A 16,979-nucleotide genomic window follows, 5' to 3' on the forward strand; every position below is an offset into this window, starting at 1 on the left:
ATAGACGATCATATAAAATTTAAAAAGTTTATAATTGATTCTGAGCCTCAACTGTTATAATCTCTAGGATAGCTATTTTTCGATAGATCGAGAAAAATCACCTCAAGTTATCTAGACCATTTTAAGTGATCAATGACAGTTCTGACTAACGCTTCTAGACATTGCGCGGAGTCTGACGACAACTGATCAAAAGCTACATTTTACTCATCGAAAACTCGACTTCAAGTTGGCTCCCCAAATTTTTTCATAAATTTTTAATTTTCGCTTAAGATTGATCTGGGGGGAGTGAGACAATTCAAAAACTGCATCAATCTCATTCAAGCATTGAATGATCATCTTGAATTCTGACTGAATTTTCGAGAAGATATTATCAGTCAGTCAAGGGGTGACACTCCAAGGGAATGCTTTGGTCTGGGACAGAAAACCCGGGGTTAAACTCCGAGAAACGGACAAAACTCCAAGTTGCTATTTTTGCACCTTAGACAATCATCTCAATTGTCACCATTGTATAACGAGTCATTTCACATTAAAGGCAGGGTATGAACAACACTACCAAAAATCAGTCTCAAGATCTCCTCCTCGACATCGCCTGTGAGGAATTTAACTTTGAACGTTGGGCTAAAGCGGTAAAACCCCAGTTAATCGCGGCATTGCGAGGAAATTTTACGGTAACACCTAAACTATGGCAGCAGGCTCAGGAAAAAGTAGACTAAACTCATCTAGACACTTCTGAACTGTAAAACGCATTCGCTCTAAAAACAGAACTCCTAAAAAAATTTTGACAAAGTTTGATCTCTGGCGGTTAATAACGCTAGAGTTTTTTTGTCGGTTGAAAATTCCTAGCATTGAGTTCTTCTAACATGAATAAAGTTGCCGTTGCAAAGGTTTTTACATGGTCACTGGGATTCTTTCTATGGTGTACACCCCCTACAGGGGCAGAATATCTAAACAATTTAGATCGATTTTTCGATTCTCCCGCCCTATATGCCGTCACTTCTTCCCAACAGAGGATCTTGCAAAATCTCAAAAGTGCGGATGTTGTGTACTTAGGAGAAACTCACGATCAACTCAAGGATCATCTTGCCCAACTCAATATTATCAAGGCATTATACCATAAAAATTCTCAAATCGTCATTGGGCTGGAAATGTTTCAGCGTCCCTATCAAGAAGTTTTAGATCAATATATCGCAGGTTCAATCAGCGAAACGGAGTTAATTGAGAAAAGTCAATATTTGCAACGTTGGGGTTTTCCCTGGCAAAATTATGCTGAAATTTTGCGGTTTGCGCGGCAAAATAATATTCCAGTTTTAGCTTTAAATACTCCCAGTGAAGTCACCCGTAAGGTGGCAAAAGAAGGCTTAGGAAGCTTAACAGATGAAGATAAACGCTATATTCCGCCTCTGAGCGAAATTCGCACCGATAACGCTGAATATCGGCAAATGCTGCAAGAAATTTATCAACAACATCATCACGGACAAGGAAATAGTGCAGCTTTTGAAAACTTCTTTTTAGCTCAAGTGCTTTGGGATGAAACGATGGCTGAAACCATTGCAAAATATCTCAAGAATCATCCCAAATCTCAAGTGATTGTTTTAGTGGGAAAAGGTCATATTATCTATAACTACGGAATTCCAAGTCGAGTTGAACGGCGATTAAGCGATCGCAATTTAGTTCAGCGTTCGGTTATTTTTTCAACGACAACCGAAGAATCTGTTTCTAATAAAACTCCGATTGCTGACTATATTTGGTTAGTGGAATAAAGGCAAAATCGAGTTAGTTTTTAACATAAAAATCTCGGTTTCCTTTGGCATTCATCGCTTCTCCTAAGCGATTTAACCCATGAACATAGGCAGCCGTTCGCATGGAAATCGCAAGTTCTTGAGAAATACGCCAAATTTCTTCAGTTTCAGCTATCATTTTTTGTTTGAGACGATGATTCACTTCTTGGAGTGTCCAATACAACCCAGCCCGATTTTGCACCCACTCAAAATAACTAACGGTTACACCTCCTGCATTGACTAAAATATCAGGAATCACTTTAATTCCTCGTTCTTCTAAAATCCGATCTGCTTCTGAAGTGGTTGGGCCGTTTGCCACTTCAAAAATATATTTTGCTTGAATGTCTTTGGCATTTTCAGAGGTGATTTGATTTTCTAAAGCAGCCGGAATCAAAACATCAACATCTAAGGTTAAAAGTTCTTCATTGCTAATCACATCATGTTCAACAATATTACAAACTGTTCCTTCACAATAAACGGCTTTAACGCTTTTATTGGATTCTTTAAACTGTTGAACACTGGGAATATCTAAGCCGTTTTTAGAATAAATTCCCCCTTGAGAATCACTGACTGCAACGACTTTATATCCGGCTTGGGCGAGGAGTTGGGCGAGAGTTGCGCCTGCATTTCCAAAGCCTTGAACAGCAACTTTAGTATTAGGGGGAAATTGACTCAATTTTGCCAGAATTATTTCGATTACAAAAAAAGCCCCCATTGCGGTTGCTGTATCTCGTCCTAAACTTCCCCCTAATGCAATGGGTTTCCCGGTAACAACACCCGGACAAAGTTGACGACGAATGATGCTATATTGATCCATCATCCAGCCCATAATCATTGGGTTGGTGTAAACATCCGGCGCGGGAATATCAATATCTGGGCCAATAAAATCGGCGATCGCATCGACATATCCGCGACTCAAGCGTTCTAATTCGAGTTTTGAAAGTTCTTTCGGATTAACCGTAATTCCGCCTTTCGCACCCCCAAACGGTAAGCTTAAAACCGCACATTTAAAGGTCATCCAAAAGGCTAAAGAGGTGACTTCATCAAGGGAAACTGTCGGATAGTATCTCACCCCTCCTTTGGTCGGCCCTCTGGTGTCATCATACCGCACTCGATAACCTGGAAAAATTTTCAGTGAGCCGTTATCCATGCGAACGGGAATGGAAACGATTAAACTTGATTTAGGATATTTCAGCCGTTCGATAGTATCTTCGGAAAGGGAAACGTAGTTTAAAGCGCCTTCGAGTCTTTGGCTGGCATCTGCAAATAAAGAGTCAGACATGGTTGAAGATTAACAAAACTCTATGGTTTAACTCATATCATGGCAGTTGCCAGTTTGTTTGAGTCTTGATTCTATTTAATAATCTTGCAATGAAAATTAAGGGAGATCAACAAAGTCTGTCTGTAGAAACATCTGGTTTGACAAGTTAACCCCGATGTGTATTTTAATTGTCGGATAAACTTTAACTAAGATTTTAGATATTCTTTTCATTTTTTATTGAACAAGATCTAGCACAATTTGAGCAGAATATGTAAAATTGGATTAAGGAATTTACCCAAAGTCGGTTCGTTTAGATGATCCGAATCCGGTTTTTTCAACTTAAGGATATTCTGATTATAAAATTCTGGTTGTCTCTCATCCGAAATGATGATCCACTACTTACCTAGATCCCATTATGATAGAACTCCTGGCTGCTCTGTCTGCATCAGCAGCCGCAGGGATGAGAATTGCTTTACCCTTACTTTTAATTGGTTTACTGCAAACGGATTTGTGGGAGCGTGTTCCTTTTTTGTCTCGTTTCTCTCCCCAGTGGGTAGTGGGAGTATTAGTCAGTTGGTCGCTGTTTGAACTGTTCGCCTCTAAAAATGTACTCGGACAGCGAGTTTTAAACTTGATTCAGCTTGTTTGTAGTCCGTTTGTGGGGGCGATTATGGGAACTGCGATCGCCCAAGCCACAGAGGTTCCCGGATGGCTAGTGGGGTTAATTGGAGTAACGGGGGGTTTATTGGCGTTAGTCTTGCAACTGGTACAAGTCGGATGGTTTTACCGTTTGCGAGGTTTACCGATTTGGGCGATTTTTTTTCAAGATCTTCTCTGCATTTCCCTGGTCGTATTTGCCTTTGACGCGCCACAACAGGGAGGATTAATTGCCCTATTGCTGTTGTGGTTAGCGATTCGCAGTTCCAAAGAATGGTATCAATGGTACACCGCCCAAGCCTCACCCAAACAACGCCATCGTCCCCGTCGTCACAAACGCAATCCTGATTAAGCCACAGCGTTTAGAGTAAACCGACTAAATGCAAGGGGCCGTGACCTGTAATTAATTCAACTACAACGGCAACAATCCCAATCATTGCCAAACGCCCATTCCAAACTTCGGCGGCGGTTGTCATTCCCCATTCCCAACGTTCTTGGGGGTACATTTTTGTTTTTTTAGGGGGATGAGTAACTTCAGCAAATGTAATTTGAGGTCCGTCTAAGGCTTCAATCACCATATCGGCTAAATCTTCGATAAAAACCGGATGGGTATTGAGTGCCGGAACCCGATAAAAGTTTTTAATTCCAGATTCGACCGCCAGATGACGATACTCCATGTCAATTTCTTCGAGAGTTTCGATATGTTCAGACACGAAGCTAATGGGAACCACCATCAGGTTTTCTACCCCTTGTTGAGCGAGTTCAGGGATGGCTTCTTCGGTGTAGGGTTTGAGCCACTCAACCGGGCCTACTCGACTCTGATAAGCCAGAGTATGAGGGTTTGGACGATTGAGGGTTTGCATGATTAACCGCGTACAGTTTTCGATTTCAGTCTGGTAGGGATCACCCGCTTCTTCAACGTAATTGACGGGTACCCCGTGAGCGCTGAAAAATAGATGAATGTGTTCAGAATCTTGACAGTGATCAAGTTCTTCAGCGATTAATTGACTCATCGCCTGTAAATAGCCCGGTCGATCATACCAAGAGGGAATCACTGTATAATTAATTTTTTGCAGAGCCGGATCTTCAGACCAAAGTCGTTCTAACAGTCTGAAGCTAGAACCACTGGTACTGATCGAAAATTGGGGATACAAAGGTAAAATCACCAGTTGTTCAACTTGGTCTCGCTTGATTCTGACGAGCGCTTCTTCGGTGAAGGGATGCCAGTAACGCATTCCCACATAAATTTGAACATCATGCCCTTTTTGTTGTAACTTTTCCTCAAGGGCGACAGCTTGTTCTTCCGTAATGCGTCGCAGGGGTGAACCCCCGCCAATCGCTTTATAGTTTTCTTGAGATTTGCTGTAACGCAAGGTCGAGATTAACCAAGCCAGGGGTCGCTGCAACCAACGAAAGGGCAGACGAATGATTTCCGGATCGGAAAATAGGTTATACAAAAAGGGGCGGACATCTTCTAGTTGCTCTGGCCCGCCCAGATTTAACAGTAAAACTCCGACTCGTCCCATAGCGGTTTGTGATCCCCAATTTTTAATCTTTGTTACCTATTTTAATGATAGTAGCCTGATATTGGGGCAAAGTCGATAGTGAAAAAATGCAAATATTTTAGATATGGCAACAATTTTAAGAAGTCTCAGCTACCGTTATCAATGGCTTTACGATACGATCTCGGGTCTGGCTGCCTTGAGTGTGGGAGGAGAAGCCCGTTTTCGGCGATTGGCATTGGAAGGATTGTCTATCAATCCTAACACGAAGGTCTTGGATTTATGTTGTGGGAGTGGACAGGCAACCGAGGTTTTGGTTCAACATTCTCAAAATGTTGTGGGGTTGGATGCCTCTCCTTTATCATTAAAACGCGCTAAACACAATGTTCCTACGGCTGAATATGTGGAAGCTTTTGCTGAAAAAATGCCCTTTGCTGATGATCAATTTGATCTGGTTCATACCAGTGCGGCTTTACATGAAATGAACCCGGTTCAGCTTCGGCAAATTTTAGAGGAAGTCTATCGGGTTCTCAAGCCAGGAGGGGTGTTTACCTTGGTTGATTTTCATCGCCCTAATAACCCATTATTTTGGCCAGGAATTGCCCTGTTTTTGTGGCTGTTTGAAACGGAAACGGCTTGGCAATTGTTACAAACAGATTTGATGGCGTTACTGTCTGAAGTGGGGTTTCGGGCCAATTTATCGGAAGCGCAGGGGGCTGATTTTCCCCAACAACGGCTTTGTGCCGGGGGTAGTCTTCAGGTGATTCAAGTTCAGAAGCCTGGCGTGAACGGATATCTCTCTCGGGAGTGATTCCTTAAATTCAGTTAACTGAATCCGGGGAAAATATTAAGGATTGCAACAAGAACTGTTTTGCTTGCCAAGTTCGTGATACTAAATGGAAACTAAGATTCTTAATCCGATTTTGTAAACCTCTAAAAACAAAGGAGAAAGTCAATTGATTTACTCAGAATTAATCGCCGCTACAGCAAACACCGTCACGACTGTTTCTTGGAGTCCCAAGACGGCAATTGTGATGATTATCTGCAATATTGTAATGTTTGCGGTTGGTAAATTTGTGATTCAAAAGCCTAATGTTGGCCCTGCACCTAACACCTTTTTAGGCATGAGTTTAGCTGCATTAATTGGGACAGCTTGTTTAGGTCATATTGTTGGTGCGGGTGTGATTCTTGGACTCGCAAACGTCGGTACTCTTTAGATTTGATTTGACTCTACTCTAGAAACCCGGTTTCTTTGAGAAACCGGGTTTCTGTTTGGGGTTTCTGTTTTTATTTTAATGATAATCTTGACCTGAACCATATTTCCAAGCTTCTAACCAACGATGATAGTAATATTGCTGGATGGGTGATAAGTTTTTAATCGAAGGTTCTCGGTTTTTTCCCAGTGAAAATAACGCAGTATAAGCCCCTAAGTTAAAATAGTGAACAGTCCACTCTAATAAAGGCGTTAACCCCACTTGTGGAATCACTTTAAATACAATATCAGGATGAGAAATACTGGTTTTAAACAAGGTTTTGGCTAAGGGGAAAAACTGCACAACATCTTGTAAAAAAGGTTTGAGAACCCCATCGCCTAATTGTTCCATTTCTTGAAATACTGCGGCTAATAGATTGTTAATGGTATCGGGGTTAATCGTTTGATGAACGCCCACACTCATCGAACGTTGAAACAGCCAAGTTACAGACAAACTGGGTTGATAGGGTTGCAACAAAGTTAACGCATTTTGATCGAGACATTCGGTTTTTAAAGCCTCTTCAATTCCCACTGTTAATCGTTTTAAATGACGCACCATTGAACCAAAGCCGCCAAAACTTAAAGGAGATTGACTCGCACTACTATCTCCAACCGGAAGTATTCTATCCCAAGGTGTTTTTAACGGACTATTTTTATAACAGGGGAAAAAGCCAAATAAAGCCCGTTTAAATGTGAGTTGATGGAGTTCAATGTGTTGATATTCGGGTAACAAGCGTAAATATTCTTCAAAAAAGAATTCTAAACTAAATCGTTCAGGATGAGCATCTATGTAGGTAAATAAATAAGTTGTGCGTCCATCTTTGGCGGGAAAAGCTTCCCAAAAATATTGACATTGATTTTCCAAAGCCGTGAACGAGGCGAAAATATCCCCCGTTTCATTGTTAGAATATCCGGTTGCACAAGTTCCCACAACTAAACATACCGCATCGGGTTTTTCCCCTTGTCTTGCTTGTCGAACAATTGGCGAAAAATGCCCCATTGCATCTAATAATAATCGGGTGTTAATATTGAGTTGGGATTCATCTTGTTTAGCAGTAATTTGAACCCCATTCGGATGAACCGTTGCGGCTTCATAAACCGTATTTTCAAATAGTTTACCGCCAGCTTCTAGAAAACGAATTTTGAGGGTTTCCAGTAAATAAACGGGGTCAACCCCAATATTCAGAACATCTTTTACCCAAATATCAGGACTATTCGGAAAACTCAAACGAGCGGGATTATATTCGGTAGAAATAGCTTGATTTAATTCATCAGGTGAAAGTAGATTTAACTCTAAAAAAACATCTAATTCTTGACGAGAAATATTCCATTCTTGTTCTCGTCCTTTTAAGATTCCCCGTTCAATTAACGCCACTCGCCAACCCCGACTCGCCAACGAAGCGCCGATTAAAATGCCCAATGTTCCGCCACAAATTGCCAGATCATAATCGATAGTTCCGAGGGGTTCAGAATTGCGTTTAACCGTTTGGGGAATGGGAAGTTGATTGTTTTTCAGCGAGTTCCAGAGATTGTCTGCATTTCGCAGTCCGTTGAGGGGATTTCCCGGAATTTGAGTGAGAATTTCTTCAGTTAGAGACATAGAAGTTGGAATAATACACTATTATAGCAGAAGTCAGGAGACAGGAGACACCGAGACTGGAGACAGAATTGAAACCTTTATCATAAAAGGATTTGACAGAAAAACACTGTCCTAATCAAAGGCTTCGACTGCTATTACTAGGATAGAAGATTTTGCAGTGATGGCGATCGCGAGTCACAAAAAAGTAGAATAGACAATACCTATCCTACTCAGAAGCAATTTATATTTATTAAAGCTGCTTGTCAGTTCAACCTCTCTGTATAGGGAACTAGCGGGGGAAAATCGACTGTTCTGTTTCAGGATCAAACAAGTGAATTTGGTCAATCGTGATGGCGATCCAAATCTTCTCTCCCAGACTCACTTTCACCTCCCCCGGAACTCGCAATTGTAGGGGAGAAAAAGCAGTCTCTTCTCGGGAATCCAGACGAACCGATAACAGCGTTTCATGTCCTAAAATCTCAATTCGTTCGATCTGAACAGGTAGATTTTTCGGGGCGGCGCAACTGATTTTCAAATGTTCAGGTCGCACTCCCAAAATTAACGATTGACCCTCAAAAGCTTTAAGATTAAATCCCCAACGCTCCGGTAAAGTCAGACGAAACAAAGGATGCACAATCAACAATGGGGCTGAAAACTGAACCCTTAAAAAATTCATCGGCGGAGAACCAATAAATTCGGCAACAAATCGATTCGCCGGACGATGATATAACTCTAGAGGTTTTGCCACCTGTTGAATTTGTCCTCGGTTCATCACCGCAATTCGAGAACCCATCGTCATCGCTTCCGTTTGATCGTGAGTCACATAAATCGTCGTCGTCCCTAATTGACGCTGCAACTCGACAATTTGAGCGCGAGTTTCCGTCCGCAGTTTAGCATCCAAATTAGACAACGGTTCATCCATCAAAAAAACCTGGGGATTACGCGCCATCGCCCGTCCTAAAGCCACCCGTTGCTTTTGACCGCCCGAAAGTTGTTTCGGGTATCGCTCCAAAAGGGATTCAATCTGCAATAATCGAGCCACCGCCAACACTTGAGCCGCTATCGCCTTTTCACGCGCCGAAAGATAACGTAAACGGGGTTTAAGCGATCGCGTCATCGCCCCTAATAAATCCTCACCGAGCGATCGCAAAATCACCGGAAAATCCTCGGTTAAATTAACAGGTTGTTTGTCTTCAACGAACTCGTCGCTCATCCGTCGCAGTCCAAAGGCTAAATTATCATAAACCTTCAAATGAGGATAAAGCGCGTAATTTTGGAAAACCATCGCAATATCTCGAGCTTTTGGCGGCAAATCATTCACCAAAGTTTCTTTGATCCAAATATTGCCACCCGTGAGAGATTCTAACCCCGCAATCAACCGTAATAACGTGCTTTTTCCACAACCAGACGGCCCCACCAACACCATAAACTCACCATCATGCACCGTCAAGTTAATCCGCCGCAAAACCGTCTGAGGAGACATTAAAACCTCACGGGGTTGAGGTTCTCGCTCATCAACGTCGCTCCTGTGTTGCACCGAGACAGAAGGAGAAAACGTTTTATAAATATTTTCTAAGACAACCTGCGCCATCTGTTAAACACCCACAGCCTTTACAGTGATCAGTTATGCAGTAATCAGTGAGCGTAGGGGCGGGTTCCACCAAAATCTATGTTTGCCACAAATAACTGACATAAACCCGCCCTTAACAGTTATTAGTCATTTTGTCTCTGGCCTCTTAGCTGTTTTGAGATCTGCTGCAATTGAACAATTAACCCATCACTCCAGAACGAACCCCAATAATTTTTTCTCCCGAATTCAATTCAAATAAGCGATCGCCCATTGCATCTTGATCTTGAAGCCTGAGTTCATTGATCGCAAAACGCAAAACACGATTTTCATTGGTCAACAAATAAGCCTGTTGATTGGGATTTACTGATACCATCCCGGCTAACGCATCCCTTTGACCCCTAAACTGGAACATCTGAGTCCCAATAGAACCGCGAGTCGTTGGACGAACCCGTTCCATCGAGATCCGTTTAGCAAACCCCAGTTGCGAAACCAATAATAAACTCCCCTTCGCAGAAACAGTGACACAACTGACCAACTGTTCTTGTTTGCGTAAACGAGTAGCCTGGGAGCCTTGAGCGGTACGTCCCATCGTCGGTAACTGTTCATCATTAATCGGTAAACTCAATAATCGTCCTCCCGATGTCGCCAACACCACCCGTTCCCCTGGTCGAGTCAAATTGACATAACCCAGTTCATCTTGATCCTTCAACTTGATAATTGTAATACCCCGATTGGTGAAATCCAGGAACTCCGACAGAGACAATCGCTTAATTTTCCCCTGTTGTGTTAGCAAAATTAAATCCGTTTTGTCAGGATGTTCAGCCCAGATAAAAGGTGCCAAAATTAATTCTTGAAGACTGCGAAATCCATCTTTAGTCGCCGAGGTTGGGAGTAACGTAATTAATGGCGTTCCCCGTGAACGATTAGAAGTCGTGGGAATTTCACCAACATTGAGCGGATAAGCCTTCCCGGTGCGAGTCAGAATGGCTAAATTTTGACCTGTTGTGGTCAAATAGCTGCTGACAATAAAATCATCATTTTCCTCAACGGTGACATCAGACGTATCCGTTTTACTGCGGCTTTTAGAGTCTACGGTTTTCGCAGGTAGACGTCGTACATAACCGCGATGGGTAAATTCCAGAACAGTTTCTTCCTCGGCCGGGGCGAGGGGTTGTAAAATTTCCGTAGAAGGACGAGTTTTAGATTTAGACGGTTGAGTACGAGTGCTGCTCTGGGGTTGTTCTTGTTGATCTTCAGCATCTTGAACAATAATGCGAGTTCGTCGGGGATCGTTGTATTTCCGCTTGAGCGATCGCAATTCTTTTTTCAACGATTTCAGGAGTTCAGGACGTTCATCGAGTAACCGTCGCAATTGTCGAATTTGTTCGCTGAGTTCATCAAACTCATCCTGTAACTTTTGTCGTTCCAAACCCGTTAAGCGTCGCATCGGCATCGCTAAAATCGCATCCGCTTGGGCTTCACTCATCTGTAAATCACGTTCGAGGTTGATTTTTGCGGTTCCACCATCGGGAGCATTTCGCAAAATATCAACCACTGCGTCTAAATTTCCCAAGGCATTCAGCAAACCCTCAACGATGTGACAACGGCGAACAGAGGCATCTAACTCGTGAGTATACTGACGAATGAGGGTGTGTTCGCGAAAATTGAGGAATTCTTGTAAAATTTGTTTGAGGCTCAACTGGCGGGGTTGTCCGTCTACCAACGCCAGAAAAATCGCCCCAAATTTTGACATCAATTCTGTTTGTTGGTAGAGGTGGTGTAAGACCACTTGGGGAGAGGCTTCCCGCTTCAGTTCAATCACGACTCGAATGCCATCGCGATCGCTCTCATCGCGGATATCAGAAATCCCTTCCAAGCGTCCGGCATTCACCAAGCTTGCCATTTTCTCAATCCAACTGGCTTTATTCACCTGAAAGGGTAATTCAGTCACCACAATCGCTGTTTTAGTGCGACGTCGTTGAGCGGTAGGCACCTGTTCAATTTTTGCCACCCCCCGGATCACAATACTGCCCCGTCCCTGGCTGTAGGCTTCTACAATGCCCTCTGTGCTAACAATTTCGCCGCCCGTCGGAAAGTCAGGAGCCGGAATAATCGACCTCAATTCTTGATCCGGAAGATCAGGATGATCAATTAAAGCCACCAAACCATCAACCACTTCACCCAAATTGTGGGGGGGAATATTCGTTGCCATTCCCACCGCAATTCCCGAACTGCCGTTGAGGAGTAAGAAAGGCAACTGAGCGGGTAAAACCGTCGGTTCTTGTTGGGAGTTGTCAAAATTACTGATAAAATCAACTGTCGCTTCCCCGACTTGGGTTAGTAAGCCTTCATTTCCAATGGGTGCGAGGCGAGTTTCCGTGTAACGCATCGCCGCAGGGGGATCATTATCCACAGATCCAAAATTGCCATGTCCAGCCAGTAGAGGATAACGACTGGAAAACTCTTGCACCAATCGGACTAAGGCATCGTACACCGATTGATCGCCGTGAGGATGGTATTTACCCAAAACATCTCCCACGACTCTGGCACATTTACGATAGGGGCGATCCGGTGTCAAACCCAACTCGTGCATGGCGTACAAAATTCGGCGGTGAACAGGTTTCAATCCATCGCGGACATCCGGCAACGCTCGCCCCACGATCACACTCATGGCGTATTCGAGATACGACTGTTGCATCTCAGTATGGAGGGGAGTGGGGATTACTTGCCCGGAGAGTAGGTTTAATTGTCTAGCCATGAGGAAGATCAAGTTGAGAGTTTAGCGTTGGTAGAGACTTGCTATAGAGCGCGTCTAGACACAAATTGAATTCAAAGAAGGGATTGAAGACTGAATGCTTACAGCACTCTGTTTCCCTATTATGGAGTCTGGACATCGAGATCTGAAAATTTCAGCTCACCAATCAAGTTAGCTTAGGGGTTCAGACTGATGATCAATTGGAGGTTAGAGAAGTTGAAAACGCCGATCACATTTTGAGATCCGATACGGTTGCTGAAAATCTTTTCAGCCACTTGAAGCATTTTTCGTTAGACTGTTCAGGGTTAATCCTGTCAGTGATCACAGTCCGGTTGTGCGATCTGACTAGCCCCCATTCGGGGTTAAGAACTGACCGTTGAGACTGGATCAAGTTGGCTTGCGCAGTGGAAAACGACTGGGGACAATTCGTTTTGTCAGATCAAGTCGTTTACTCTAAGATCAAGCAAGACCTAAAGTGCTGTCAACTATCATGTCAAAAATTTGGAAGGGGTTCGCCCTGTCCTGTAGATCTAAAATAATCGCCTGATCACTCAACTAAGGCGGCTTAAAGGTCACAGTCAACCCAGATAAGAGCGAAATTCTCAATTGATTTTGAGGTTAAACTGTTCTTCTTTGTTCCAAAAGGACATAATATGATGGCACATCATTCATTTATCGGAGAGTTTGTCCACCGGGAGACTCAGATGAAGACCGTTCTGATTGTAGAAGACGATCCGGTTAATGCCCGTGTTTTTTCTAAAATCCTGACTAAACGGGGCGGGCTGGCTGTTAAGCATACAGAAAACGTTGACGAGGTAATAAAAATAGCTAAATCTGGAGAGGCTGACTTGATCTTGATGGATGTGTCTCTGGCCCGCAGTGTTTATGAAGGCAAGGCGGTGGATGGGATTAAAATTACTCAATTGCTCAAAGATGATCCGCAAACCGCCAAGCTGCCGATCATTCTGGTCACGGCTCATGCGATGGCCGGCGATCGCGAAGATTTCCTGGCTCAAAGCGGTGCTGATGATTATATCTCTAAGCCTGTGATTGATCACCAGAAATTCGTCGATAAAATTAAGTCACTCTTAATTGCCGATGAAGATTGAGTCATAAACAATTCACCTGCGGCCTGGTGTCCCCAGGGTTTTGCTCTCGAGCAATGCTGATATCTCTGTGAACAGCCATCAGGCTGTTTCACAAGAGGTTTAATTGGCAGACTCGCCGTTTGCTGGAATTTTCCGATGCCGATCGCCTTGCTATTGGGGAGGCACAGATGTAGGTGAATCTTTGAGTTGGGCTATCGTTTTTTGCATCTGAGGAGTACCAAGAAACTTCTGAGTATCATTGAGTAAGCGATCACCCCAAAGATTTTCCTTGAGAAATTCTAGATCCGCATAGCGAGCATCTAGTTGCAGAGCGGTTTGTCCCATTGCTAAACCTTCCTGCTGTTTTCCTTGAGTATACATTGCCACTGCCATCGCCAGCAGGGGTTCTGCTGCTTTTTCATCGATGGAAATTGCTTGCTGCCATTTCTCAATTGCCCCTTTGATGTCTCCCATCTCGTAGCGGACTAGGCCAACATTATTAATTGCTGGCCAAAGATTTTTTTCCTGAGCAAATGCTTTTTCATACTGGGCGATCGCTTCTGGGTAGCGACCTAAGCGATAATAAGCATTGCCTAAATCAAATAAAGCTCCCGGAACATCAGAACGAACTTTTAAACCCGCTTCAATTTGATCAACTGCTTTTTGATAGTCCCCTTGACGAAAATAGGCTTCTCCCAAAACAAATCTAACGGGAGCATTTTCAGGATCGAGAGTTTGCGCTTGCTGGAGGGCTGCTATTCCTTCGTCAATGCGCTCGACTTGAATATAGAGGCTACCGAGCAATGCCCAAGTCTGATAGCTCTTGGGAGCAAGCTGGGTGGCTAATTCGGCTCTGGGGAGAGCCAATTGATACTGCTGAAATCGAGTCAGTTGGGCTGCTTCTTCAATTAAGCCTAAGCCTGTTTGTTCGAGTTGTTCAGGGTTGAGTTGTAGGGTGTACGGGATCAGAGCTTGACTGTTGGCTGGACTGGCGACACTCCACAAACTGAGACTCATCAGTACGGAAATTAGGGAAGTCCGATTTGGCACGGCTTTGAAACAGATTTTGAATGTTTTCTTCTTATTCTTATACCATCTTAGAGAAATCCGCAAAATTTTGATGCTGTTTTGACTTATTTATAGACATAAGGATTCGTCAGTTCTAGGATGACGTCAAATTGGAAATTTTCCACTAGATCTTTTAAAGCTTTGGCTAGGCTAGAATGCTCACTGGGGATTTTCTCAATCAACGATTGAAGTTGGCGATCGCTACATTGAGCCGCCGCGTAATAAAGTTCCTTGATCCAAGCTCCTGGCATCACGGCTAAACTTTGAGTACATAGGTTTTCTTGACCCTGATATTTTTTCGAGGTCAATTCTGGAGCTGTATTTTCTCTTTTGCGATCAACTTTTACATTAATATCAAAACTCAAAATAGAGCCATTACCGACTCCCGAGTGAGCTATTAATTCTCCCCCCATTACTCTAATGAATTCGTGACAAATAGACCAATTTAAGTCGATAACATCATTGAAGTTAGCATTTAAAGTTGATTGGAATGGGTTGAACAATAAACGAGAAATAAACTCATTCTTAATCTCTGAACCCGTATTTTCAACTTCAAAATGCAGGGTAATATTTTCTGAATTTTCATCCAAGACTAGAGTTGGAATTGCTCGTAATGTAATGATTCCTGTTTCGGTTAGTTTGATGGCATTACTAACAAGATGAAGCAAAATATGACGCAATTTAACGTCATCTGCATAAATATATTGCGGTAAGTTAGAACTCCACTCCAAAATTAATTGTAAATTCTTCGCTTGAGCTTTAACTTCCAAGATCTCTTTAATAAAGCCGAGTAACCGATGTAAATCAAATTGACGCTCATTCAACGTCATTAAACTAGCTTCTAGTCTAGATATGGCGAGAATATCATTAATCAGAGTCAGCAGTTGTTCTCCACTCCGATGAACAATCTTAATATTTTTTCGGTGTTCTTCTTGTAGACTGGAATCGGCGGCTAAAAGTTGAGTAAAACCTAAAATGGAATTGAGTGGAGTTCTGAGTTCATGGCTCATAAAAGAGAAAAAATTACTTTTAGCTTGATTCGCCATTTCAGCAATTTTTTTGGCTTTTTCAAGTTCAGCCGTTCGCTCTATTACTTTTTGTTCTAAACAGCTATTTAACTGATGCAAAGCTTTATTTTGTTCAGCTAGTTTTTGCTGTTGATAATAGCTTCTCAGGGCTTCTCTAACAGTTAAAATCAAATCATTTTCTTCCCAAGGCTTACTAATATATCGGTAAAGATTTGCATAGTTAACCGCTTTTCCCACATCTTCTACGCTGGCTTTCCCGGTGAGAAGAATTTGTAGGGTTTGAGGAGATCTTTGATAAACTTGAATTAATAAATCAACTCCCTTCATATCCGGCATGATTTGATCCGATATAATTAAGGGAATATCTACTTTTTCTTCTTGTAATTCTGCAATAATTTCTAAGGCGATTTCAGCCGTTTCAGCAGCTTCGACTGCGTAACTTTTTCCAAATTTTCGCTTGAGTGTTTCTGCTAAACTTCTCAGTAAAAAAAGTTCATCATCTACACAAAGAATGGTCGGTGTTTGCATCTATTTGCTTCAATTTAGATTCGCAAAAGTTGATTGATTTTGAGAAGTAAATGTAAAAAAGCTCATTATTCTTTTTCCGGTATATTCCTAGTTCAAACAATTTGGCAACCCTGTTCAAACTAGGAACTCAACAGAGATTTCAATTCAGCTATTTTCTAGCTTTATTTTCGTCAAATCGGTGTTTCAGTCCTAAAACTCCCAAGGTCAACAAGCCCAATATTGAAGAGGGTTCAGGAATAGAACTAGCGGGAGTTGAATTGATATCAAATCCAACGATTTGAAAATCTAATCGAGAACGGGCTTGAGCTTGATTAGGATTGAGTTGATTCCAACTGATCCGAGCCGTTCCTGCTAAACTTGAAATCAAGGTATCACTTGTCCAAGCAAATCCATTCAAATCTGTTCCATTCTCTGGTGCCAAACTTTGGCTAAAAATGCCCTGAACATCGATTCCATTCACCTGATTAACGGCAAGTTTAATCTCAGTTCCCGCTTCAACAAAACCTGTTTCGGTCTGAGCAACCGTTAACAGAGAAAAGCCTTCAAAGACAGTCTGAGAATGGGGTGATATCGAATAGGAAACTGGGTTAAGATTTTCCACCCCAAACGATGCAGTTATCCCATCCCAATTCAGAAACCAATTGACCTCAACCCCATTTTCCCAGTCCCAATAGATTTGACCTGTATTATCAGCTTGCGCTCCATTTGGCCCAATCGCCCATTCATAGTCTGCTCCTCCAAATACTCCAGCTCGTCCTTCTACTTTCCATCCCAGCGAAGTCCAGTCCGATGGAACAGAGGTTACAGGTTCAAGCTGTAGAGCGGTAGCGCTTTGAGTCAACCCGACATTCGCCAGAGTTAAACCCAAAGTTGCGGAGAGCGCGATGAATTTATTTTCAGTGATCATAGCACT

General features: G+C 42.7%; 14 protein-coding genes. 6 read left to right on the plus strand and 8 right to left on the minus strand.

Annotated features, from left to right (window positions below; translation table 11 throughout):
* Nucleotides 1–539 precede the first annotated feature (539 nt).
* The gene (locus WN50_RS34835) at nt 540–713 is read left to right on the plus strand and encodes a hypothetical protein (RefSeq protein WP_160315433.1); all 174 of its coding nucleotides are present in this window, start codon (nt 540–542) and stop codon (nt 711–713) included.
* 147 nt (nt 714–860) lie between these two features.
* Complete coding sequence (locus WN50_RS23365; protein ID WP_046276984.1) at nt 861–1,760, plus strand: ChaN family lipoprotein; 900 nt, start codon at nt 861–863, stop codon at nt 1,758–1,760.
* Between the two features lie 13 nt (nt 1,761–1,773).
* On the opposite strand, the gene WN50_RS23370 is transcribed toward WN50_RS23365, so the two are convergent.
* Nucleotides 1,774–3,060, minus strand: a complete 1,287-nt coding sequence (locus WN50_RS23370; RefSeq protein WP_046276985.1) for a Glu/Leu/Phe/Val family dehydrogenase — start codon at nt 3,058–3,060, stop codon at nt 1,774–1,776.
* A gap of 394 nt (nt 3,061–3,454) precedes the next feature.
* Here WN50_RS23370 and WN50_RS23375 point away from each other — a divergent pair, with 394 nt between their 5' ends.
* Nucleotides 3,455–4,048, plus strand: a complete 594-nt coding sequence (locus WN50_RS23375; RefSeq protein ID WP_046276986.1) for a DUF4126 domain-containing protein — start codon at nt 3,455–3,457, stop codon at nt 4,046–4,048.
* A 10-nt stretch (nt 4,049–4,058) separates the two neighbouring features.
* On the opposite strand, the gene hemH is transcribed toward WN50_RS23375, so the two are convergent.
* Nucleotides 4,059–5,222, minus strand: a complete 1,164-nt coding sequence (gene hemH / locus WN50_RS23380; RefSeq protein WP_046276987.1) for a ferrochelatase — start codon at nt 5,220–5,222, stop codon at nt 4,059–4,061.
* 103 nt (nt 5,223–5,325) lie between these two features.
* On the opposite strand from hemH, the gene WN50_RS23385 reads away from it, so the two are divergent.
* Nucleotides 5,326–6,009: a class I SAM-dependent methyltransferase gene (locus WN50_RS23385; RefSeq protein ID WP_046276988.1), complete on the plus strand. Its 684-nt coding sequence runs from the start codon at nt 5,326–5,328 to the stop codon at nt 6,007–6,009.
* A gap of 145 nt (nt 6,010–6,154) precedes the next feature.
* Nucleotides 6,155–6,415 (plus strand): photosystem I reaction center subunit PsaK, encoded by a 261-nt coding sequence (psaK, locus tag WN50_RS23390; RefSeq protein ID WP_082172536.1) that lies wholly within the window; start codon nt 6,155–6,157, stop codon nt 6,413–6,415.
* Nucleotides 6,416–6,490: 75 nt separating this feature from the next.
* Here psaK and WN50_RS23395 read toward each other — a convergent pair whose 3' ends face one another.
* The 3 genes from WN50_RS23395 to gyrA form a co-directional block, all read right to left on the minus strand.
* The gene (locus tag WN50_RS23395; protein ID WP_046276989.1) at nt 6,491–8,050 is read right to left on the minus strand and encodes an FAD-binding oxidoreductase/lyase; all 1,560 of its coding nucleotides are present in this window, start codon (nt 8,048–8,050) and stop codon (nt 6,491–6,493) included.
* 268 nt (nt 8,051–8,318) lie between these two features.
* Complete coding sequence (locus tag WN50_RS23400) at nt 8,319–9,620, minus strand: ABC transporter ATP-binding protein (protein ID WP_046276990.1); 1,302 nt, start codon at nt 9,618–9,620, stop codon at nt 8,319–8,321.
* Nucleotides 9,621–9,798: 178 nt separating this feature from the next.
* Nucleotides 9,799–12,357: a DNA topoisomerase (ATP-hydrolyzing) subunit A gene (gene gyrA / locus WN50_RS23405; RefSeq protein WP_046276991.1), complete on the minus strand. Its 2,559-nt coding sequence runs from the start codon at nt 12,355–12,357 to the stop codon at nt 9,799–9,801.
* Between the two features lie 701 nt (nt 12,358–13,058).
* Between gyrA and WN50_RS23410 the strand changes: the two genes are divergently transcribed.
* Nucleotides 13,059–13,463, plus strand: a complete 405-nt coding sequence (locus tag WN50_RS23410) for a response regulator (RefSeq protein ID WP_046277003.1) — start codon at nt 13,059–13,061, stop codon at nt 13,461–13,463.
* Nucleotides 13,464–13,613: 150 nt separating this feature from the next.
* Here the strand turns inward: WN50_RS23410 and WN50_RS23415 are convergent, their stop codons facing one another.
* The 3 genes from WN50_RS23415 to WN50_RS23425 form a co-directional block, all read right to left on the minus strand.
* Entirely contained in the window at nt 13,614–14,492 is an 879-nt protein-coding gene (locus WN50_RS23415; RefSeq protein WP_425354837.1) for a tetratricopeptide repeat protein, read from the minus strand.
* 83 nt (nt 14,493–14,575) lie between these two features.
* Nucleotides 14,576–16,066 (minus strand): hybrid sensor histidine kinase/response regulator, encoded by a 1,491-nt coding sequence (locus tag WN50_RS23420; protein ID WP_046276993.1) that lies wholly within the window; start codon nt 16,064–16,066, stop codon nt 14,576–14,578.
* Between the two features lie 148 nt (nt 16,067–16,214).
* Complete coding sequence (locus WN50_RS23425) at nt 16,215–16,973, minus strand: choice-of-anchor W domain-containing protein (RefSeq protein ID WP_046276994.1); 759 nt, start codon at nt 16,971–16,973, stop codon at nt 16,215–16,217.
* Between the last annotated feature and the right edge of the window lie 6 nt (nt 16,974–16,979).

The organism is Limnoraphis robusta CS-951, from assembly GCF_000972705.2.

What these genes read in the sequence shown, in the direction of transcription:
- WN50_RS34835 (WP_160315433.1), top strand. Translation starts at nt 540, where the DNA reads ATGAACAACACTACCAAAAATCAGTCTCAAGATCTCCTCCTCGACATC.
- WN50_RS23365 (WP_046276984.1), top strand. Translation starts at nt 861, where the DNA reads ATGAATAAAGTTGCCGTTGCAAAGGTTTTTACATGGTCACTGGGATTC.
- WN50_RS23370 (WP_046276985.1), bottom strand. Translation starts at nt 3,060, where the DNA reads ATGTCTGACTCTTTATTTGCAGATGCCAGCCAAAGACTCGAAGGCGCT.
- WN50_RS23375 (WP_046276986.1), top strand. Translation starts at nt 3,455, where the DNA reads ATGATAGAACTCCTGGCTGCTCTGTCTGCATCAGCAGCCGCAGGGATG.
- hemH (WP_046276987.1), bottom strand. Translation starts at nt 5,222, where the DNA reads ATGGGACGAGTCGGAGTTTTACTGTTAAATCTGGGCGGGCCAGAGCAA.
- WN50_RS23385 (WP_046276988.1), top strand. Translation starts at nt 5,326, where the DNA reads ATGGCAACAATTTTAAGAAGTCTCAGCTACCGTTATCAATGGCTTTAC.
- WN50_RS23395 (WP_046276989.1), bottom strand. Translation starts at nt 8,050, where the DNA reads ATGTCTCTAACTGAAGAAATTCTCACTCAAATTCCGGGAAATCCCCTC.
- WN50_RS23400 (WP_046276990.1), bottom strand. Translation starts at nt 9,620, where the DNA reads ATGGCGCAGGTTGTCTTAGAAAATATTTATAAAACGTTTTCTCCTTCT.
- gyrA (WP_046276991.1), bottom strand. Translation starts at nt 12,357, where the DNA reads ATGGCTAGACAATTAAACCTACTCTCCGGGCAAGTAATCCCCACTCCC.
- WN50_RS23410 (WP_046277003.1), top strand. Translation starts at nt 13,059, where the DNA reads ATGAAGACCGTTCTGATTGTAGAAGACGATCCGGTTAATGCCCGTGTT.
- WN50_RS23420 (WP_046276993.1), bottom strand. Translation starts at nt 16,066, where the DNA reads ATGCAAACACCGACCATTCTTTGTGTAGATGATGAACTTTTTTTACTG.
- WN50_RS23425 (WP_046276994.1), bottom strand. Translation starts at nt 16,973, where the DNA reads ATGATCACTGAAAATAAATTCATCGCGCTCTCCGCAACTTTGGGTTTA.